Below are 19129 nucleotides of genomic sequence, written 5' to 3'. Positions count from 1 at the left end.
TGGAGGTCCTATCGGAGTGAGGGGCGGTGGGGGCGGAGTACGCGCGTGTTCAGCGCTGCGGGCCCACACCGATCTGGCGGAAGGCGCCGGTGATGGCGTCGATCATTTTGTCGATGGTGAAATTCTGCTCGAATCGGCGGCGGCCCGCTTCGCCCATGGCTCGGGCCATCGCGGGATTGTCCAACACCTGACGCAACGCTGCGGCCAGGTCTTCGGCGTCCGCGGGTTCGGCGTTGAGGCCGGTCTCGCCGTGCAGGTTGACCCAGGTCACGCCTGAGCCCGGGATGCGGGTGGCCACGACCGGCTTGCGATGGGACATAGCCTCCACCATCACCAGGCCGAACGCCTCGGAACGCATCAGCGAGGGCAGGCAGAACACGTCCGCCGCCTCGTAGTACCCGGGCAGGTCCTCGTCGGAAACGCGGCCCAGGAACCGCACCTTGTGCGCGACGCCCAGTCGCTGGGCCTGGGCCTTCAGGCTGTCCAGCAATTCCCCCTTGCCGCCCAGCAGCACGACGGTGTCGTCGTCGAGGTGGCGGGCGGCGTCGACCAGGACGTTGAAACCCTTGTAGGAGGTCATGCGGCCCAGCGCGAACACGATGCGCTTGCCCGGGTGCGCTTCCCGGACAGCGGCCCTGATCCGATCGCGGGCCGCCGTATCGATGTGGTCGTCGGGGTCGCGGATGCAGCTGGGCGCGAAGTGCACCTTGTCCATGTAGGGGCGCAGCCACGGCGAGCTCTCGGCGTACGGCGGTGAGGTGGCGAAGATCGCGTCCGCGCGCCGCAGCAGCCAAGCCTGCAGCGGCGCGTACAGCTTGAGCAGCCGCTGCTGCTTGACGATGTCGCTGTGCCAGTGCAGCACGACCTTGGCGCGCGGCCGCGTCAGCAGCAGCGCCAGGTTGGCCATCGGATTGGGCATGTGCACGTGGATGACGTCGTTGTTGCTCTGCCGACGTAGCAGATGCGGGATCAGCGCCGGCGTCATCGAGGTCTTCGCGACTTCGCCCCAGGACGACACCCGCGTTACGGGAATGGGACCGGGTTCCTCGACGGTCCTGCGCTCGGTGTGGGCGCACAGGATTTCCACCGACCAGTCGCGCGCGGTCAAGCCTTCGGCGATGTCGCGCACGGTGGTCTCGATGCCGCCGTTGATGGGGGGATAGAACTTCGTCAGTTGCAGGCAGCGCCCGGAGGATCGAGTCATGTCGGAGTGTCGGATGGATCGCAACGACCGCGTTGGGGCGGAGGGGCGGAGGGGTACGGGCAGTGCGGGCGCCGCGCGCGGGCGGGTCAGCGGGGGAAGTCCTCGGCGGCAAGCATCCAGGCCAGGGTCTCGTCGAGCGGTCTCGGCTGCCACGCGGGCAGCACGGCCCGCAGCCGGGCGACGCTGCCCTGGAGGACCTTGACCTCGTTGGCCCGGACGAACTGCGGGTTCACACGGATCTCGAGGCGGTGACCCGACAGCGCGCCGACCTTGCCGAGGATGTCGCGCAAGGTATGGACGCTGCCGGAGCAGAGGTTCAGCGTCGCGCGGGGCGCGGCCTGGAGTAGACCCACATAGGCCTGGGCGACGTCGCGGACGTCGGAGAAGTCGCGGTACACGTCCAGGTTGCCGAGTTCGAGCGCGTCCAGGCGGCGCCGGTAGGCGTCCACGATCTTCGGGATCAGGAACTGCCGCGACTGGCCCACGCCGGTGTAGTTGAACGGGCGCACGATGGTGATCGGCAACTGCGCGGTCCAAAGGGCCGCCATTTGCTCCATCGCAGCCTTGCTCACGGCGTAGTCGTTGGCCGGGTGCGGCGGGACGTCCTCGTCGATCGGCGAGACCTCGGTGTTGCCGTAGATGTTCGCGCTGCTGGCGAGGATCACGCTCTCCAACGCCGGCGTGTCCGCCCGCCGCCGCGCCAGCGCGCTCAGCAGGTTGCGGGTGCCCAGCAGGTTGGTGCGGTAGATCTCGTCGACGTCGTCATGGGCGACGAAGGACACCGCCGCCAGATGGATGACGTGGGTCGGCGCCAACGCGTCCACGAGGCCCTGCAGCCCGGCGGTGTCGGACAGGTCGACGGCGTGGCGCGCCGGACCTGTCGGGTCGCCGGGGCGTACCAGGCCGTGGACCTCGTAACCGGCGCGCTTCAGCGCGTCGTCGAGGTAGTGCCCGGTGAAGCCGCCCAGTCCCGTGACGAGCACGCGCGCAGCACGAGAACTCATGTCAGAACGACACCCCGCGTTCGACGCGGCGGATGTCCTCCTTGACCATCATGGCGCAGAGCTCCTCCAGCGTGGTCTTCGGACGCCAGCCGAGTTCGCGCTCCGCCTTGCCCGCGTCGCCGATCAGCAACTCGACCTCGGCGGGGCGATAGAACGCCGGATTGACGCGGACCAGAGTGCGGCCGCTCGCGACGTCGATGCCGACCTCGTTCTCGCCACCGCCCTCGAAGCGCAGCTCGAAGCCCGCTCCCTTGGCGCTCATGGCGACGAAATCGCGCACGGTGACGGTCCGGTTGGTGGCCAGGACGAAGGTGTCGGGCCGCTCGGCCTGGAGCATCAGATACATGCCCTCGACGTACTCGCGGGCGAAGCCCCAGTCGCGCTTCGCATCCATGTTGCCCAGTTCCAGGACGCTCAGTTGACCGGCGCGGATCCGCGCAAAGGCGTCGGTGATCTTGCGGGTGACGAACTCGCGGCCGCGCAGCGGCGATTCGTGATTGAACAGGATGCCGCTGGTGGCGAAGATGCCGTGGGCCTCGCGGTAGTTCACCGTCATCCAGTGGGCGTACAGCTTGGCCACGCCGTAGGGGCTGCGCGGATAGAACGGCGTGTCTTCCTTCTGGGGGATCGCCTGGACCTGGCCGAACATCTCCGACGTCGAGGCTTGGTAGAAGCGGATCGACGGATCCAGCAGGCGGATCGCCTCGAGCAGGTGCAGGGCGCCGATGCCCGTGATCTGCGCGGTCGTGGTGGGCTGCTCGAACGAGACGCCCACGAAGCTCTGCGCCGCGAGGTTGTAGATCTCCTGGGGGCGCACGCGCTTGATCAGCGACATGCAGATGCCGGGGTCCGTCAGGTCGAACTCGACCAGGTGCAGCCGCTCGTGGCCGACGATGCCCAGTTCCTCCATGCGCCAGAAGTTGACTGAGCTGGTGCGGCGGTAGGTGCCGTAGACGGTGTAGCCCTTGGACAGGAGGAGCTCGGCGAGGTAGGCACCGTCTTGGCCGGTGATGCCGGTAACGAGGGCGGTCTTGGACATGGTGGATGGCTTTCGGAAGTGAGAGGGTCCCGGTTGGTCGGTGGGACGGATGTCAGAAAAGAAGTGGCGCCCCGACGGTTATGGACGCGCAGGGAAGGACAGGGGGACGGTGTCGCGCGGGATGACGCCGTCGGTCAGCAAATGGTCGAGCAGTTGCCGTGCGGCGCGTTCCCAGGTGAAGTGGCTGGCGCGGACCCTACCGAGTTCGCGCAACCGTTCCCGCAGCGCGGGGTCGCCGAGGATCTCGACCAGCGCTGCCGTGATGTCGGGCACCGACGCGGGGTCGAAGTAGCGCGCTGCCTCCGCGCAGATCTCGGGAATGGAGGCGGCCCGCGCCGCCACCACGGGACAGCCCAGCGACATCGCCTCCAGCGGCGGGATGCCGAAGCCCTCGTACAGCGACGGGAAGGCGAAGGCGGCGGCGTGACGATACAGCGACGCGAGTTCGGCGTCGCTGATCGCGCCGGTGCTGATCACGCGCGGATCGACGGGCGCGTCGTCCGTCGGCCCGGCGAAGACGGCGCTGTTGGTGCCGCCCACCAGGACGAGCCGGACGGCCGGCCCGGGGGTGGCGGCGAAGGCCCGGATGAGCGCGGGCAGGTTCTTCGTGGGATTGAGGCTGCCGACGGCGAGCAGGAACGGGACGCCGTCCAGTCCCAGCCGACCCAGGACGGCGTCGTCGGGCACGATGGCCGCCATGTGCGTGGCCGCGCAGTCGACGATCTTCAGCCGCTGCGCGCCGGGCCCCAGGGCGTCGATCAGGCGGCCCCGGGAGAACTGGGAGATCGTCAGCAGGCCCGCGGCCGTGCGCGAGAGCGTGCGGAACAGCAGCCGGTACCAGGCGCCGTAGGTCGGCGTGTAGGCGTCGGGAAAATCGAAAATGGCGGCGTCCGGGATCATGCAGACCTGCCGGCGCTTGAGCAGCGGCGCGGGGCCGGCGAGGTTGAGCAGCGGGTGGCCGGCGGTGTGCAGCGGCAGGAACAGCTGCTCCCAGGCGTGCAGCCCGCCGCGGCGCGGGCCGGCATGGCAGACCTCGATGGTCCGCAGGGGCGGCGGGGTGGCGCCGGGCGGGCACAGCAGCACCCAGCGCGCGGCGGTGCCCGACTCGTGCAGCAGCCGGTCCAGCGCCTGGATCAGGCCGGCGGCCAGGCGCTGCACGCCGGTCATGCGCTGGGCGGTGAACTTGCCGTTGATGAAGATGGTTCGCATCGGACTGTCTGACTATCTGACGGTGCTGGAGGCCGCCGCGGCGGCACCGGGTCGCGTCGGGGCGGGATCGAGCTGATGCCGGAGCATCAGACCGAAGTAGACCCAGATGAACACGACGCTGTAGGTGGGGAAGGCGTTCCAGTAGAGGAGCACGCCCGCCAGGCCGAGCAGCCAGTTGTCGCGGCCGGGGCGGCGCCGGCGCAGCACGAGCCGGACCATCGAGACCAGGATCCCGAGGAACAGCAACAGGCCGACCAGGCCGAGCTCGGCGCCGAGCTCGGCGTAGATGTTGTTGGGAATGCGCCGGTAGCTCTCGTCGTAGGTCAGCAGCAGCGGGCCTTCCAGCAGGTCGTTGCTGAGGAAGCCGTAGGTCTGCAGGCCGTGACCCAGGAGCGGGGCGTCGGCGAACATCCGCAGCGCGGCGCTGATCGACTCGAGGCGGTCGATCCGGGAGAAGGAGTTGGCGGTGACCTCTTCCTCGAAGAGCTTCTCGCCGATGCCGAAGTCCAGGCCCGCGCCGACCATCCCCACGGCGATCGTCGGCACGACGAGGAACACGGTCAGCATGCGCAGCAGCCGAACGCGGGGACGCCCGGGCAGGAAGGCGAACTTGGCCGACACGAGCAGCCCGATCAGCACGATGCCCGCCGCGCTGCGCGACAGCAGCACGCCGGTCAGCGCGACGGCCAGGAACCAGGTCCCGGCACGACCCTCACGACCGGCCCCACCTGCTGCCCGATCCGCCTTTGCGCCGCGGCGGTACTCCAGCGCCACGAACACGGACAGCAGGTAGTACAGGCCGGCTAGGTTGCCTTCGTTGAAAGTGCCGGCGCGCTGCAGCAGGAAGTCGTCGGTGATCAGGTAGGTGAGGGCGTGCAGCACGACGGCCCCGGTCGTGCCGAGGAGCCACCATCGCATCATCCGGCGCGGATCGTGACGGCTGTTGCGGACGACCTCGAAGGCCACCACGACGAGCGCGATCTGCAGCAGGCGCTCGACGCAGACGCGCAGGTAGTCGATGTCGCCGGTGGTCAGGCGCAGCGCCAGCCGCCCGCGGACGTCGAGGTTCCAGTAGCCGTAGGCGGTCGAGGCGAGGCAGTAGACGAAGAAGGTGATCCACAGGCCGCGCAGCGCGCCGGGGTCCGTGAGCCGCAGGCGGATGCTGCGCGGCTGCAGCATGGCCAGCAGGGCCCACAGCAGCAGGAACAGGCTGGCCGCCGGCGGCCGGTAGACCGCGCCGGCGGGGATCGCGAAGTGCGGCAGCGCGACGATGAAGCAGGCCATCGCCGTGACCTGCGCGGCGCTGCGTGCGCTCGTGCGGTGCGAGGGATCGGGATGGAGCGAGGGGGGCATCATCGGCCTGTCTTCAGCGGCGTTGCATGACGTCGTCGACGACGGCGAGATAGCTCTCGCCATAGGCGCGCAGCCGGCGTTCGTAGTCGGCGTCGATGGCCGCCGCGTCCAGCGGCGCCGGCGGTTCGTCGAGCACCCGGGCCATGTGCCCGGCCAGGCCCGCCGCATCGTCGACGTCGAAGAAGCGGCCGTTCTCGGGCGCCTGCTCGCGATGCACGGCCAGGTCAGACAGCAGCAGGCGCTTCTGTAAGGTCTTGGCTTCTTCGACCGACGTGCTCCAGCCTTCGAAACGGGACGGGTTGATTACCGCGGTCGCGTGCGCCATCAGACCTTGCAGGTCCGCATGCGGGACCACTCCCAGGACCCGGAAACGGTCCGCCACGCCGCGCTCGCGGGCGTGCGCCATCAACTGGTCGAAGTGCTGTGGCATGCGCGCGTCGAACGGCTTGCCGGTGCAGGCGACCGTGGCGTCCACGCCCCGTGCCTTGAGCATCGCCAGCGCATCGACGACCAGCCGATGGTTCTTGTTGGACCAGAACTGGTTGGGCAGATGGAAGTAGGTCTGCGGCAGACGGTGCCTGGCCAGCAGAGGGGCGGCGTCCGGCAGACGCGCGAGGTCGACGGGATTGGAGACGAACTGCTGCACGTACACCGGCTTCTCGCACCAGGGCGCGAAGGTGTGCAGGTCGTGTTCGGCGTCGCGGCTGCTGACAATGAGGCCGTGCCCGTGCCGGCACGCGTTGTTGTAGCGCTTGGCGGACCAGGCGACCTGCTTGGGCGTCCAGTACTCGGGCAGATGCATGAACTGGAAGTCGTACAGCCAGGGCAGGGTGCGGATGCCGCAGCGCTTGCCGAGGTAGGCGGAGTGCGACAGTAGGTCGATCTCGTGGCGCGACAGGTAGCCCGCGAGCAGATAGTCGTTCTCGAAGCCCCGCAGGGTGACTTGGCGCGCCAGCCAGGCCGGATGCATCTTGTCCATCAGCGGCGTGCGCAGGACTTCCAGCCAAGGAAATTCCTCGGGTAGCGTCGAGACCGTCCGCTCGCCCAGTACCAGCACGAACTGCAGGGACGGCGGAGCGACCTTCCTCACGGCACTGAACAGGCTCGCGAAGTAGTTCCGGCCTCCCAGCCAGTCCTTGTCATGGAAGTGGTACGCGATGGCGATTCGCATGTTCAGGCCGCTCCCTGCGTCCGGAACCAGGCGGCGTAGCGCGCCAGTCCTTCGTCGAGGCCGACCCGGCCCTGGAAGCCGAGTTCGGCCGCCGCGCCGTCGTGGCTGGCGGTCAGTCGCGCCGGGTTGCCGGGGTGGGCCTCGCCCGAGAACACCGGCGCCATCGTGCCGCCCGCGGCGGCGGCCAGGCGGGTGAGCACCTCCCGCGTGTTGGCGCGGACATGCCCGCCGTTGTAAACCGCGTAGGGCGCGTCGCCCCGCGTGGCGGCCAGCACCAGCAGCCGGGCCGCGTCGTCGACATGGATCCAGTCGCGCAGTTCGCTGCCGGTGCCGAAGAACGACGGGGTGCCGCGCGCGAACTTGTTCATCGCGTCCCACAGCAACTGCTTGCGCAGGCCTTCGCCGTAGACCGAGAACAGGCGCACCGCGCGGGCCTGCAGGCCGAAGAACCGGCTGTAGGACTCGCACAGCATCTCCGCCATCTGCTTGTGGTAACCGTACGGCGACATCGGCAGCGCGGGGGCGTCCTCCGACAGGTCGCGGTCGCCCTGGTCGCCGTAGAGCGCGGCGCTGGAGGCCAGCACGATGCGCGGCGGGCGGGGCAGTTGGCGGGCGAATTCGAGCATGGCCAGCGTAGAGTCCACCGAGCGGGCGAAATCGCTCGCGGGGGCGCTGAACGAATGGGACACCGCACCGCTGCCGGCGCAGTGCACGATCACGTCCGGCGCGCCGTGCGCCGCAATCGCGCGCAGGCCGTCGGCGTCGATGTCCGCCTCCAGCCAATGGCGCACGCCGTGCTGCCGGCGATCCTGCTCCGACCAGTCGCCGTGACCGAGTCCCGACACGACGGCACCTTGGCCCGCCAGGTGACGGCACACATGACGGCCGATGAATCCGGCGGCGCCCAGGACCAGCGCGACAGGGCCGCCGGCGGGAGAAGAATCGTTGCTCATGGGGATCTCGATCAGGTTCTCAATGCTTCAGGAGACGCAGGTAGTCGGCCGCGGTCGGGAGCGTGGCCAGATGACGCGTCAGCACGGCCTCGCGCTCGGCCGCCTGCGCTGGTAGACGGATCCAGCGGCGACCGGGCCAGTCATACAGCTTCACGATGACGGCGGGCGTGCCCGCGGCCAGGCACAGCGGCGGCAGCGATCCGCGCAGGAGCGACCCGGCCGCCACGATGCTGCCGAAGCCGACGGTCACGTCGCCCAGCAGGGTGCTGCCGACGCCGATCCAGGTGTTCGCGCCGAGCGTCATCCTGCCGTAGGACACCACCGCGGCGATGCTGTAAGGCGTGGACGGATCGTCGTAGACATGGCCCGCGGCCAGCAGGTTGCAGGAGGCGCCGATGTTGCACCAGGGACCGATGTGGATCGATTCCCCCGCCGAGAAGAAGCTGTTGCGGCCGACGAAGCTGCCCTCGTCGATCCGGATGCGCCAACCGTCGCCATTGTCGTTGGTATGGAAGCATGCGCCGGCGTCGACGACGCATCCCGGGCCGAGGCTCACCTGACGCCAAAGCCGCGCCGAGGCGTGGCGCGAGACGGACGACCGCCAGCCGGCCGCGCGCAGCCGGCCGACCATCGCGGGCAGTCCCCGCCTGGCGCGGACGCCGGCCAGCCAGCGTCGCGCCGCGAAGGGCAGGCACCGGCGCAGCGCCTGACGGAGCCGGCGGGTCATGGACATGGGCGCCGGCGTCATGTGGGTTGCACCGTCAGGCGCGGCGCCGCGACGATGTGGCGGCGCGCATAGAAGTTGAAGTAGGCGGCGCCGGGCAGGACGACCAGCAGCGTCGCCAGCGGAATGGCCGCGATGCCCCGGCCCTGCAGCAGAAAGAAGAGCGGCAGGAACACGATCGTCGACACGACCGCGAACAGGATCTGCACGCGCAGGCGCTCCACGGCATTCATGAAGACGGCGCCAGCGTACGCCAGCATCTGGATGCCGATCTGCATGGCGAACCAGAAGACCTCCGGCGCGTCGACCGACAGCTTGCCGTGGCTGTAGACCCGCACGAAGGGCTGCACCGCCACCATCGAGACGGCCAGGATCAGCAGGCCGCCGAGCGTGCTGGCGACGACCAGTTGCGTGTGGATCCTGCGGGCGCCTTCGAAGTCGCGTTGACTGAGCAGCGTGGCCGCCGACGACCAGGCGATCGCGATCAGGACGTTGAACAGGGTCATCGGGATCTGGAAGACCTTGTTCAGGATGTCGTACCGCGCCGCGGCGTCGGCCGAGAAGCAGGTGTAGGCCAGATAGGTGCCGAGGTTGAACAGCACCAGTCCGGTCATCTGCAGCAGGAAGAAGGCGCCGCCGATGCGCACGAGCGGCAGGGCCTCGCGGAACAGGTGGGGCGCCTTCAGCCGGGGCAGGAAGTCGGCCAGAGTCAGGCTCAGCGCGCGGAAGCCGCGACTGAACACATAGACGTTGCTGAGCAGCCAGAGGCCGGCGAAGGCCGCGGCCAGCGATCGCAGCGACGCGCCTTCGCCCAGGACGACGACCACGCCCAACCAGGCCAGGCTCTGCAGCATTGACACGAGGAAGGACACCCGGGCCAGACCGAGGCCCTGCAGCACGTTGGTGCCGATCAGGGTCGGCAGCGACAGGAAGGCGGTGACGTAGAGCACGCCGGCTTCGAACCGGTGGTCCTGGACGATGGAGAGGCGGCTGCCGCCCAGCACGTAGAGGACGCACAGCGCCAGACCGGTAAGGAAGGACAGCCGCACGGCGATCGCCAGTTGGTTGCCCAGGACCTGGACGGGTTCGCGCGCCGCCACCCGGTTCTTGATGACGTAGCCGATCCCCAGGTCGGACATCTGGATCCACACCAGCGCCGAGACCAGGGTGGCCCAGGCGCCGTAGCGCTCGGGACCGAGGCTCCGGATCAGCCACGAGACACTGGCGAAGCTGAATCCGATGGTGGCGATCCGGTAGAAGAGCGACAGGATCGTCTCGCGGGAAGCGATCATTTGAGTCGGGGCAGGATCAGGTGGGCGAGCAGCTTGGCCTGGGACTTCAGGCTGGCCCGGTACGGGTAGCGGTTGCCCAGCACATGCCGCCACGCGTCCAGGTAGCGGTTGCGCTGCTTGAGCGCGTGGATGCCCGCGCGCAGGTTGGCCGCGTAGATCTCGTCGTGCAGCGAGTCCTCATACCGGTAGCTGGTCTGGCGATGGGCGAACTCCTGGACGCTGGCGCACCAGAGGTCGATCTCCTTCATCCACGCGGGCGTGGCGATCGTCGACATCGTCGAGCCCGAGCTCCAGACGCGATACCCCGACACGATCTCCGGCGAGAACAGCACGTTGCCGACCAGGCTCGCGCGCTGGTAGAAGTGGTTGTCCCCGGCCGTGACAGAGAAGTTCTCGCTGAAGCCGCCGAGCCGTTCGAACAGCGACGACCGGAACGCGATGCTCGGCGGACGCGCGGGGGCGCCCAGCCGGATCCGGTCGAAGCCGGCAGGCGCGGGCAGCAGGGCGGCCTCGGGCCGCCAGCTCGAGGTCACCGCATCCTGCTCGTCGATGATGTGGTGGCCGAAGAAGGCGATGTCGGCGGTTGGATTCGCCCGCAGCGTCCGCTCGATGGTCGGGAAGCTGTCCGGGAAGTACAGGTCGTCGTCGCCGGGCATCACGATCCACTCGGCCTCCGACGCCCGCGCGGCGTTGTTCCAGTTCCGCAGCACGGGCACTTCCGGCCCGCCGAGGAAGCGGGCGCGTTCGTGCCGCGCCTTGAACGACTCCGGCAGATGTCCCCCGTTGTCGCTCACGACGATGGGCGCGTCCGACCGGATCGAGCTAAGGAGCCGGTCCAGCAGTTCGGTGCGCTTGTACGCGGGGATCGAGATCCCCAGGAAAGGACGTTCCGTCATCGTCCGCTCCCCGCCGCCGACGCGGCGCTCGACCCGCCGATGCCGCGCGCGCTGCCCGGTCCGTTCATGGTGCGACGCCGTCCTCACGCCACCGGCGGGCGACGCCCCGCCGGTCGGCTTGCCATTGCAGGGTGCGCTCGACGGCCGCCTGCGGCGCCACCGTCACGCGCACGCCCAGCTGGCGCCGGGTGCGGGACAGGTCGGGCACGAAGTCGCGGCTGCGCTGATCGTCGCCGGCGCCCGTGCGCACCAGGATGCGCGGCGTCGGCGTCGTGCGCGCGCTCACCCATTGCGCGGCCTGTTCGTGGGAGACCGGCTCGTCGCCGCCGAAGTTGTAGACCTCTCCGTCCTCGCCGGCGACCAGCGCCTGCAGCAGCCAGGCGGCCACGTCGCTGCCGTACAGGTAGCCGCGGCGGCTCGAGCCGGCGCCGTGCACGCGGATCTCATGGCCGGCTAGGGCGTCCTGGATGAAGCTGTTGACGGCCCACGGCGCGTCCTGGGGCTGGAACGGGCCGAGGAAGGTGAAGGCCCGGACCGTGCTCACCGGCAGCCGGAACTGGCTGGCGTAGGCGCTGACCATGGCTTCGCCGGCGCGGCGCATTTCGGCGTACAGGTTGTGCAGGCGCTTGAAGTCGAGCACGCCGATGTCGGATTCGCTCACCGCCGCGGCGGGATCCACGGCGCCCGCCACCAGCCCCGAGCTGATGTTGATGAAGCGCTGGATGCCTTCGAGGCGGTTGGCCGCCGTCAGCGCGTTGTCCAGGCCGAACAGGATCGACTGGTAGACGCGGTGCGGATCGCTGGCCTGCATGCGGGGATCGGCGGTGCCGGCCGCGTGGATCACCAGCGTGGTGTCGCGCGGGAACTCGAAGGCGGAGCGCACGTCCGCCGTCTGCAGGACGATGTCGTCGCGCTGCAGATGCGGATGCTGCTGCAGCCACTTCTGCGGCTCGCGTCCGATCAGGGTGAGGCGCGCGCCCGCGTCGCGCTCGTCGTTGAGCGCCGCGACCATCTCCGCCAGCCAGGTGCCGGCGAAACCGAGCCCGCCCACGACGGCGACGTGCTGGCCGCGCAGCCTGCCCGCCAGGGACGGGATCGCATCCGCCGAGGCGAGGCAGTCCCGGCGCAGCTGTTGGTGGAGCCGGTCAAGCATGGATCGCCCCGCCTTTCGCCTTGTCCGCCAGCGACAGCGTGACTTCGAGGATCAGGCTTTCCTGACCCGCGACCGCGTTGCGACGGCCCAGCTCGAAGAAGATGTCGCGCGGGTCTACGCCGTGTTCGGCGCCGATGGTGTTGACGTGCTTGATGAAGCCCGAGAACACGCCCGACATGCCACTGACGATGCTGGTCGAGGAGATGTAGGGCATGGACTTGACCATGGTCTTCTCGGCCAGGTCGGCTGCGTCGAGCATCTTGTAGAGATCGATGCCGGTCTCGAAGCCCATCTGCTGGAACACCGCGACCAGGACTTCCAGCTGCGCGTTGCCGGCGCCGGCGCCGAAGCCGCGCGCGCTGCCGTCGATGATGGTCGCGCCGGCCTGCACGGCCGCCACCGAGTTGGCGATGCCCATGCCCAGGTTGTTGTGGGCGTGGAAGCCCACCGGGATGTTCAGGGCCTCGACCAGGGTGGTGATGCGGCGGGTCACGTCGGCCGGCAGGTAGGTGCCGGCGGAGTCCATGATGATCAGGCCTTCGGCGCCGTAGGCCTCCATCTTGCGGGCCTCGTCGGCCAGCGTCTCGGGGGAGGCCATGTGGCTCATCATGAGCACGCCGTAGACCTCCTTGCCGGACTTGCGCACGTACTCGATGTGGCGCTGCGTGATGTCGGCCTCGGTGCAGTGCGACGCGATGCGGAACACGTCCACCCCCAGGTCCATCGCCATCGACACGTGGCGGTGGATGGTGCAGAAACCGGGGATCGCGTGGATGGCCATCTTCGAGTGCGGCAGGTTCTCCCGGGCCGTCCTGAGGATGGTCTCGTCGCTCAGGGCGCATTCGCCGACCAGCATCGAGGAGGCGCCCAGGCCGTTGCCGTGGCCCACTTCCACGATCGGCACGCCGGCGGCGTCGGCCGCGGCGCAGTACGCGGCGAAGTGCTCCTGCGAGATCTGGTGCCGCACGGCATGGTTGCCGTCGCGCAGCGTCGGGTCGCTGATGAGGATCTTCTTGCTCATGACGTTCACTCCGTGCGTTGGCGTGCGATGCGCTCGGCGATGCCGATGGCCGCACAGTTGATGATGTCCAGGTTGCCCGCGTAGCGGGGCAGGTAGTCGCCGTTGCCCAGCACCTTGACCGTGGTCATGACCTTGCCGCCTTCGATGGTGGGCGGGACGATCAGCTGGTAGCCGGGCACGTACTGCGTGATGCGCTGCATCATCGCCTCGACCGAGGCGCGGATCGCCGGCAGGTCGGGGTTGGCGATCTTGGCGTAGATCGTGGTCTGCATGTCGATCGGCGGACGGGCGGGGTTCAGGATCAGGATCGCCTTGGCCTGGCGGGCTCCGCTGAACTTGATCAGGGCCTGTTCGGTCGTCTCGATGTACTCGTCCAGGTTGGCGCGGGTGGCCGGACCCGCGCTGCGGGAGGCGATGCTGGACGCCACCTCGATGTACTCGATGTCGTCCTGCACTGCCGCGATCGCGTTGGCGATCGGCACCGAGGCCTGGCCGCCGCAGGTGATCATGTTGATGTTCTGGGCGCGGCTCTCGATGATCTGCTCGGTGTTGATCGCCGGCACGCAGAGCTCGCCGATCTTCGCGGGCGTCATGTCGATGACCGTCTTGCCCAGCTTCTGCAGCACCGGCCAATGGTCCATGTGGGCGGCGGCCGAGGTGGCGTCGAAGACGATGTCGATGTCGTCGGCCTGCTGGACGATAGCGTCCAGGCCGCGGTCCGAGATGGGCGCGCCCAGCTGGCTGGCCTTCTGCATGCCGTCGGAGCGCAGGTTGCGGCCCACGAAGAGCGCGCATTCCAGCGACTCGGAGCGCATGGCCTTGATCAACAGGTCGGTGCCGATGTTGCCGGTGCCCAGGATGGCGACTCGGGTCTTTTGCTTTGCCATTGTTGTTTCCGTAGCGATGTTGCGCGCTCAGGCCAGCAGCGCGGCGGCTTCTTCAAGCACACCGGCGAGCGACGAGTACGCGGGGACATAACCGAAGGACGCGGCCTTGCGGTTCAAGGAGTAGTAATGCGGTTTGGCGCCGGTGGCGTTGACGGCCACCGCGCTGCTCGGCGGCGCCGTCTCGTAGCGCAGTCCGAAGCGTTCCCGCAGGGCCTCCAGCAGCGTCGGCTTGTTCACCGGTGCCGCGGAGTAGCAGTCGACCGCCGTGTTGACCGGCGGCGCGGCGAGCAGCCGCTCGACCAGCTGATGGAAGTCGGCCGGATGCATGAAGTCGCGCATCATGAAGTCGGCGGAGACCCGCACCGTCTCGCCGGCGCGGACGGCGCGCAGCAGGTCGGTGACGAAGAAGCGCGCCGCGAGATCCTGCGTGCGGCTGAAGTAGTTGTAGACCCGCAGGTCGACGATGGGCGCCTCGGTCCACGCGCGGTGGCGCACCTCCGCGTGCAGCTTGGCGACGGCGTACCAGTCCTGGGGCGTGATCGCGTTGAGCGCGAAGGCGGCGCGGGTGTCGGCCGTGACGGGCTGCTGGTAGACGTCGCCGTAGACCGCGCCGCTGGACAGGAACAGGTAGCGCCGTCCGGGCTGGCGCTTCAGGCCGGCGAGCGCGAGCTCGTCGAAGCGCTGCGTCACCTCGAAGATGGTGTTGCCCATCTCCACGGCGCGGCGGGGATCGCCGACGCCGACGAAGTTGAGGACCGCGTCATGAGGCAGCTCGTCGTAGCGCTCGTAGCCGTGCACCGCGGTCCGGGTCTCGAGGCCGCGCTCGCGCACCCAGGCCTGCATCGCCGGGACGTCGCGGACGTACAGCAGCAGGCGATGCCGGCCGTCGGCGCCCATGGCGCGGATCAGGTCGCGGGCGATCTGACTGTTGGCGCCGAGGAGTGCGAGGGTCTGGCTCATGCGGGGTCTCCGGGCCTCAGCGCAGCGAGGCGGACTTCTCGTGCAGGCCGACGATCATCGCCTCGGCGAGCTGGTCCAGCGGCAGCAGCGGCGACAGGTCCTCCAGCGGCGGCGACACCAGCGTGCCCTGCGGCGTCGAGGCGACCGAGAGCTTGGGGACGAATAGCTGTTCGGGATGCATGAACACCTCGCAGATCACCGGGCCGTCGGCGGCCTGCACCTGGGCCAGGACGTCGTCGCACTCGTCCCAGGCGCGGATCTGGAACGCGGGCATGTCGAACGCCGCCGCCACCTTGGCGAAGTCCGGGCAAGACAGGCCGGAACTCTTGCTCGTGCCCACGTAGCCGGCCTTGTTGAACAGCGCGTTCTGCGTGTGCTTGATCATCAGGTAGCCGTCATTGTTGAAGATGAACAGCTTGATGGGCAGCCGGTGGTGCGCGATGGTCTGCAGCTCCTGCAGGTTCATCATCATGCCGCCGTCGCAGTTCAGGCACATCACCTCGCCGCGGTCGGCGGCGAAGGACACGCCGATCGCCGCCGGCAAGCCGTAGCCCATCTCTCCCAGGCCGGTGGACGTCATCAGGCGCTGGCCGGGCTCGAGCTTCAGGACCTGATGGCCGCACAGCAGCGCGGTGCCCATGTCGGTGACGACCTTCTGGTCCTTCTTGAAGACGCCGTTCAGGCGCTCCATGAAGCGGTAGGAGTTAATGAAGCCTTCCGGATCGGCGTGTTCCGGTCCAATCCAGGGGAAGGCCTCGCGGTACTGGTCGCATTGCGCGAGCCACTCGGCCTTGGCGCCGACGCCGCCGGCGGCCGCGCCGCGCAGCGCGTCGATGAAGGCGCCGGCATCGGCGTGGATGAACTCGCGCACGCGGGCGCCGAGCTTGGTGCCTTCGATCTCGTCGATGTCGACGACGTCGATCTGCGCGCCGCGGGCCAGTTCCGACAGGTCGTAGCCGACCTGCGGGATCGCCATGCGGTTGCCGATGGAAAGGATGTAGTCGCTGTTCTGCAGCACGAAGTTGGCGGACCGCTGGCCGTAGACGCCGGCGCGGCCGAACACCCGCGGGTGGTGCGAGTCGAGCATGTCGATGCCGGCCCAGCTGACCAGGGCCGGGATGTCGAGCTCATCGACCAGTCCGGCCAGCGCCTGCGTGGCGCCGGCCAGGCGGATGCCGTGGCCGAGCCACAGCACCGGGCGCTTGGCGGCGCGCAGCGCCTGCACCACGCGCTCGACCGCCGCGTCCTGCGGCGCCAGGCGCGGGGCCTCGTCCGGCTGGAAGCGGGCGAGGGAGTCGACGTCCACGCGCGTGGACTGCACGCTCATCGGGATCTCGACCCACACCGGGCCGGGCCGGCGGTCCAGCGCGATATGGGCGGCCTTCTCGAGTTCGAATAGCGTCTGCGTCGGGTCCGAGACGCGGCTGGCGTACTTGGTGACCTTCTCGACCATCTGCACCGAGTCGTAGCCCTGCACGCCCCACATGCGCTGCGGGTTGTCCGGGAAGCAGAACTTGCCGTTCTCGTTGCCGGCGATCACGAGGCCGGGGATCGAGTCCGCCCAGGCCGACACCACGCCGGTGACCCCGTTGGTCGAGCCGCCGCCGGTGGTGAGCAACGCCGCCGCCAGCTTGCCGTGCGTGCGGTAGTAGGTCTGCATCGCCATCGTCGCGGCCTGCTCGTGATGCACGCAGACGATCTCGGTATAGCCGTGACGGCTGATCGATTCGAACAGGTGGACGTTGCCCGCGCCGATGATGCCGAACGCGTGCCGGATGCCCATCTGTTCCAACAGGATCGCGACCTGGTCGCTGACCTTGGCTTGGTTGCTCATGTGTGATCCCGTCCGATCAGAAGTTGACGCCGAAGAACTCTTCCAGCTTGCCGGCGATGTAGTCCAGCTGCTCTTCGCCGAGCGCCGGGAACGTGCCCAGCCAGAAGGTCTGGTTCATCACCACGTCGGTGTTGGTCAGCTCGCCGCTGACGCGGTAGTTGCGACCGGCCATGTAGGGCTGCTTCGTCAGGTTGCCGGCGAACAGCAGTCGCGTGGCGATCTTGTTCTCTTCCAGGAAGTTGATCAGGTCCGCGCGCTTCACGCCGGCGGCGTCCTTCACGATCAGCGGGAAGCCGAACCACGACGGCTCGGAGTTCGGCGTCGCTTCCGGCAGGTGCAGGAACTCGGCGACGCTCGCCAGCTTGGCCTTCAAGTAGGCGAAGTTGGCGCGACGCTTGGCGATGAACTCCTCGACCCGGTCCATCTGCGCAAGCGCGCAGGCGGCCTGCATGTCCGAGATCTTCAGGTTGTAGCCCAGGTGGCTGTACGTGTACTTGTGGTCGTAGCCGTCCGGCAGGTCGCCGCCTAGCTGTTCCTTGGTCCAGCAGAAGCGCTTGTCGCAGGTGTTGTCCTTGCCGGGCGGGCAGTAGCAGTCGCGGCCCCAGTCACGGAAGGACTCGGCAATCAGCTTGAGCTCGGCGTTGTTGGTGAAGACCGCACCGCCTTCGCCCATCGTGATGTGGTGCGCCGGGTAGAAGCTCAGCGTGCCGATGTCGCCGAAGGTGCCGACCATCTGGCCGTTGTAGGTCGCGCCCAGCGCGTCGCAGCAGTCCTCGACCAGCCACAGGTTGTGCTTCTTGCACAGCGCCGTGACCACCTCGAGGTTGAACGGGTTGCCCAGGCTGTGGGCCAGCATGATGGCCTTGGTCTTGGGCGAGATCGCCGCTTCGATCTTCGAGGCGTCGATGTTGTGCGTGGCTAGGTCGACGTCGACGAACACCGGCACCGCGCCGAACTGCACGATCGGGTTCACGGTCGTCGGGAAACCAGCGGCCACGCCGATGACTTCATCGCCCTGCTTGATCGCGCGGTCGCCCAGTTTCGGACTGGTCAGCGCCGAGAAGGCCACCAGGTTGGCCGACGAGCCGGAGTTCACCGTGATCAGGTACTTCACGCCCAGGAACTGCGCCAGGCGCTGCTCGAACATGGCGTTGAAGCGGCCCGTGGTCAGCCAGCCATCCAGGGAGGCGTCGACCATCATCTTGAGTTCGCCGGCGCCGATCACCTTGCCGGAGACGGGGACCTGGGTCTGGCCCGGGACGAAGGGCTTGGGGGCGTACGCGATGTCGGCGTATTGCTGGACCAGCTCGCTGATCTGGCTGCGGAGCTTGTCGAGCTGCGGCTGGAAATTGATGGGAGTGGTCATGCGTCGGCTCGGTATTGAGAGATTTGATTCAGGCAGACGGCACGCATGTCCTGGCCGTCAAGCCAGGCGTGATGCCAGTCGGTGATGCGGGTCAGCGTGGTCTCGAGCGACCAGCGCGGGGCCCAGCGCAGGCGCTGCCGCGCCTTGGAGATGTCCAGCTTCAGGAAGCTGGCCTCGTGGGGATGGTTCCCCGGCTGCAGGGTCCAGGAAGCGCCGTCGCCCCAGGACGCACACAGGTGCTCGACGATCCATTGCACGGGACGGGCGTCCTCGTCGCGCGGACCGAAATTCCAACCTTCGGCGTCGGCCTGGCCCTGCGTGTACAGGCGCTCGGCCAGCAGCAGGTAGCCCGACAGCGGTTCCAGCACGTGCTGCCACGGGCGGATCGCATGCGGGTTGCGGATCAGCACCGGCTCCTTGTCCTGCAGCGCGCGCAGGATGTCCGGGATCAGCCGGTCCAGCGCCCAGTCGCCGCCGCCGATGACGTTACCCGCGCGGGCCGTGGCCATCGCGATGCCGGCGTCCGTCAGGAAGGACTTGCGGTAGGCCGAACTCACCAGCTCCGCGCAGCCCTTGCTGTTGGAGTAGGGATCATGGCCGCCCATGGGTTCATCTTCCCGGTAGCCCCAGACCCATTCGCGGTTCTCGTAGCACTTGTCCGTCGTGATGTTGACGACGGCCTTGACCGAGCCGGTGTGGCGCGCGGCCTCCAGCACGTGCACCGTGCCCATCACGTTGGTCGCGTAGGTCTCGACCGGCTGGTGGTAGGACAGGCGCACCAGCGGCTGCGCCGCCATGTGGATGACGATCTCGGGCTGGAACTCGTCCATCTGCGCCTTCACTGCGACGAAGTCGCGGATGTCGGCGATGCGGTGTTCCATGCCCTCGGCGACGCGGGCGACGTCGAACAGCGCGGGCTCGGTCGGCGGCGTCAGCGACAGGCCGCGCAGCGTCGCGCCCATGGACTGCAGCCACAGGCTCAGCCAACTGCCCTTGAAGCCGGTGTGGCCGGTCAGGAGGACGCGCTTGCCGCGCCAGAAATCGGGATGGGTCTGCTGCATGC

Annotated in this window: 17 protein-coding genes; all 17 read right to left on the bottom strand. The window is 68.7% G+C overall.

Annotated features, from left to right (window positions below):
- Window positions 1-49 precede the first annotated feature (49 nt).
- Window positions 50-1204, bottom strand: coding sequence for a glycosyltransferase (locus AC07PR_RS16135; RefSeq protein WP_495135878.1), 1155 nt, complete (start codon window positions 1202-1204; stop codon window positions 50-52).
- Window positions 1205-1290: 86 nt separating this feature from the next.
- Entirely contained in the window at window positions 1291-2208 is a 918-nt protein-coding gene (locus tag AC07PR_RS16130) for a GDP-mannose 4,6-dehydratase (protein WP_495135877.1), read from the bottom strand.
- A gap of 1 nt (window position 2209) precedes the next feature.
- Window positions 2210-3247, bottom strand: coding sequence for a GDP-mannose 4,6-dehydratase (gmd, locus tag AC07PR_RS16125; protein WP_495135876.1), 1038 nt, complete (start codon window positions 3245-3247; stop codon window positions 2210-2212).
- Between the two features lie 78 nt (window positions 3248-3325).
- On the bottom strand, window positions 3326-4456 hold the full coding sequence (locus AC07PR_RS16120; protein WP_495135875.1) for a glycosyltransferase family 4 protein: 1131 nt from the start codon (window positions 4454-4456) through the stop codon (window positions 3326-3328).
- A gap of 12 nt (window positions 4457-4468) precedes the next feature.
- Window positions 4469-5812, bottom strand: coding sequence for an O-antigen ligase family protein (locus AC07PR_RS16115; protein WP_495135874.1), 1344 nt, complete (start codon window positions 5810-5812; stop codon window positions 4469-4471).
- 10 nt (window positions 5813-5822) lie between these two features.
- Window positions 5823-6980: a glycosyltransferase gene (locus AC07PR_RS16110; protein ID WP_495135873.1), complete on the bottom strand. Its 1158-nt coding sequence runs from the start codon at window positions 6978-6980 to the stop codon at window positions 5823-5825.
- 2 nt (window positions 6981-6982) lie between these two features.
- Window positions 6983-7933, bottom strand: a complete 951-nt coding sequence (locus AC07PR_RS16105) for an NAD-dependent epimerase/dehydratase family protein (RefSeq protein ID WP_495135872.1) — start codon at window positions 7931-7933, stop codon at window positions 6983-6985.
- A gap of 19 nt (window positions 7934-7952) precedes the next feature.
- Entirely contained in the window at window positions 7953-8666 is a 714-nt protein-coding gene (locus tag AC07PR_RS16100; RefSeq protein ID WP_495135871.1) for an acyltransferase, read from the bottom strand.
- A gap of 11 nt (window positions 8667-8677) precedes the next feature.
- Window positions 8678-9949 carry a lipopolysaccharide biosynthesis protein gene (locus tag AC07PR_RS16095; RefSeq protein ID WP_495135870.1) on the bottom strand — a complete coding sequence of 424 codons (1272 nt, stop codon included), beginning with the start codon at window positions 9947-9949 and terminating at the stop codon, window positions 8678-8680.
- Window positions 9946-10845, bottom strand: coding sequence for a glycosyltransferase (locus tag AC07PR_RS16090; RefSeq protein ID WP_495135869.1), 900 nt, complete (start codon window positions 10843-10845; stop codon window positions 9946-9948). Before AC07PR_RS16090 ends, AC07PR_RS16095 begins: the two co-directional genes overlap by 4 nt.
- Window positions 10846-10909: 64 nt before the next feature.
- Complete coding sequence (locus tag AC07PR_RS16085) at window positions 10910-11998, bottom strand: NAD-dependent epimerase/dehydratase family protein (RefSeq protein WP_495135868.1); 1089 nt, start codon at window positions 11996-11998, stop codon at window positions 10910-10912.
- Entirely contained in the window at window positions 11991-13019 is a 1029-nt protein-coding gene (gene dmpG, locus AC07PR_RS16080) for a 4-hydroxy-2-oxovalerate aldolase (RefSeq protein ID WP_495135867.1), read from the bottom strand. The genes AC07PR_RS16085 and dmpG overlap by 8 nt, the downstream gene beginning before the upstream one ends.
- Window positions 13020-13024: 5 nt before the next feature.
- The gene (locus AC07PR_RS16075; protein ID WP_495135866.1) at window positions 13025-13906 is read right to left on the bottom strand and encodes an acetaldehyde dehydrogenase (acetylating); all 882 of its coding nucleotides are present in this window, start codon (window positions 13904-13906) and stop codon (window positions 13025-13027) included.
- Between the two features lie 27 nt (window positions 13907-13933).
- Entirely contained in the window at window positions 13934-14866 is a 933-nt protein-coding gene (locus tag AC07PR_RS16070; RefSeq protein WP_495135865.1) for an NAD-dependent epimerase/dehydratase family protein, read from the bottom strand.
- Window positions 14867-14882: 16 nt separating this feature from the next.
- Entirely contained in the window at window positions 14883-16700 is a 1818-nt protein-coding gene (locus tag AC07PR_RS16065) for a thiamine pyrophosphate-binding protein (RefSeq protein ID WP_495135864.1), read from the bottom strand.
- Window positions 16701-16716: 16 nt separating this feature from the next.
- Window positions 16717-18066 carry a lipopolysaccharide biosynthesis protein RfbH gene (rfbH, locus tag AC07PR_RS16060; RefSeq protein ID WP_495135863.1) on the bottom strand — a complete coding sequence of 450 codons (1350 nt, stop codon included), beginning with the start codon at window positions 18064-18066 and terminating at the stop codon, window positions 16717-16719.
- Window positions 18063-19127, bottom strand: a complete 1065-nt coding sequence (gene rfbG, locus AC07PR_RS16055; RefSeq protein WP_495135862.1) for a CDP-glucose 4,6-dehydratase — start codon at window positions 19125-19127, stop codon at window positions 18063-18065. The genes rfbH and rfbG overlap by 4 nt, the downstream gene beginning before the upstream one ends.
- Window positions 19128-19129 lie beyond the last annotated feature (2 nt).

The organism is Roseateles sp. GW821-FHT09H11, assembly GCF_059415845.1.
The sequence above is the reverse complement of the archived record's forward strand: the minus strand, read 5'-3'. Positions and strand labels throughout refer to the sequence as shown.

Excerpts from the sequence above, each read along its gene's own strand:
- AC07PR_RS16075 (WP_495135866.1), bottom strand. The coding sequence starts at position 13,906 with ATGGCAAAGCAAAAGACCCGAGTCGCCATCCTGGGCACCGGCAACATC.
- AC07PR_RS16090 (WP_495135869.1), bottom strand. The coding sequence starts at position 10,845 with ATGACGGAACGTCCTTTCCTGGGGATCTCGATCCCCGCGTACAAGCGC.
- AC07PR_RS16085 (WP_495135868.1), bottom strand. The coding sequence starts at position 11,998 with ATGCTTGACCGGCTCCACCAACAGCTGCGCCGGGACTGCCTCGCCTCG.
- AC07PR_RS16070 (WP_495135865.1), bottom strand. The coding sequence starts at position 14,866 with ATGAGCCAGACCCTCGCACTCCTCGGCGCCAACAGTCAGATCGCCCGC.
- AC07PR_RS16130 (WP_495135877.1), bottom strand. The coding sequence starts at position 2,208 with ATGAGTTCTCGTGCTGCGCGCGTGCTCGTCACGGGACTGGGCGGCTTC.
- AC07PR_RS16135 (WP_495135878.1), bottom strand. The coding sequence starts at position 1,204 with ATGACTCGATCCTCCGGGCGCTGCCTGCAACTGACGAAGTTCTATCCC.
- AC07PR_RS16120 (WP_495135875.1), bottom strand. The coding sequence starts at position 4,456 with ATGCGAACCATCTTCATCAACGGCAAGTTCACCGCCCAGCGCATGACC.
- dmpG (WP_495135867.1), bottom strand. The coding sequence starts at position 13,019 with ATGAGCAAGAAGATCCTCATCAGCGACCCGACGCTGCGCGACGGCAAC.
- AC07PR_RS16115 (WP_495135874.1), bottom strand. The coding sequence starts at position 5,812 with ATGATGCCCCCCTCGCTCCATCCCGATCCCTCGCACCGCACGAGCGCA.
- AC07PR_RS16095 (WP_495135870.1), bottom strand. The coding sequence starts at position 9,949 with ATGATCGCTTCCCGCGAGACGATCCTGTCGCTCTTCTACCGGATCGCC.
- rfbG (WP_495135862.1), bottom strand. The coding sequence starts at position 19,127 with ATGCAGCAGACCCATCCCGATTTCTGGCGCGGCAAGCGCGTCCTCCTG.
- AC07PR_RS16100 (WP_495135871.1), bottom strand. The coding sequence starts at position 8,666 with ATGTCCATGACCCGCCGGCTCCGTCAGGCGCTGCGCCGGTGCCTGCCC.
- AC07PR_RS16110 (WP_495135873.1), bottom strand. The coding sequence starts at position 6,980 with ATGCGAATCGCCATCGCGTACCACTTCCATGACAAGGACTGGCTGGGA.
- rfbH (WP_495135863.1), bottom strand. The coding sequence starts at position 18,066 with ATGACCACTCCCATCAATTTCCAGCCGCAGCTCGACAAGCTCCGCAGC.
- gmd (WP_495135876.1), bottom strand. The coding sequence starts at position 3,247 with ATGTCCAAGACCGCCCTCGTTACCGGCATCACCGGCCAAGACGGTGCC.
- AC07PR_RS16105 (WP_495135872.1), bottom strand. The coding sequence starts at position 7,933 with ATGAGCAACGATTCTTCTCCCGCCGGCGGCCCTGTCGCGCTGGTCCTG.
- AC07PR_RS16065 (WP_495135864.1), bottom strand. The coding sequence starts at position 16,700 with ATGAGCAACCAAGCCAAGGTCAGCGACCAGGTCGCGATCCTGTTGGAA.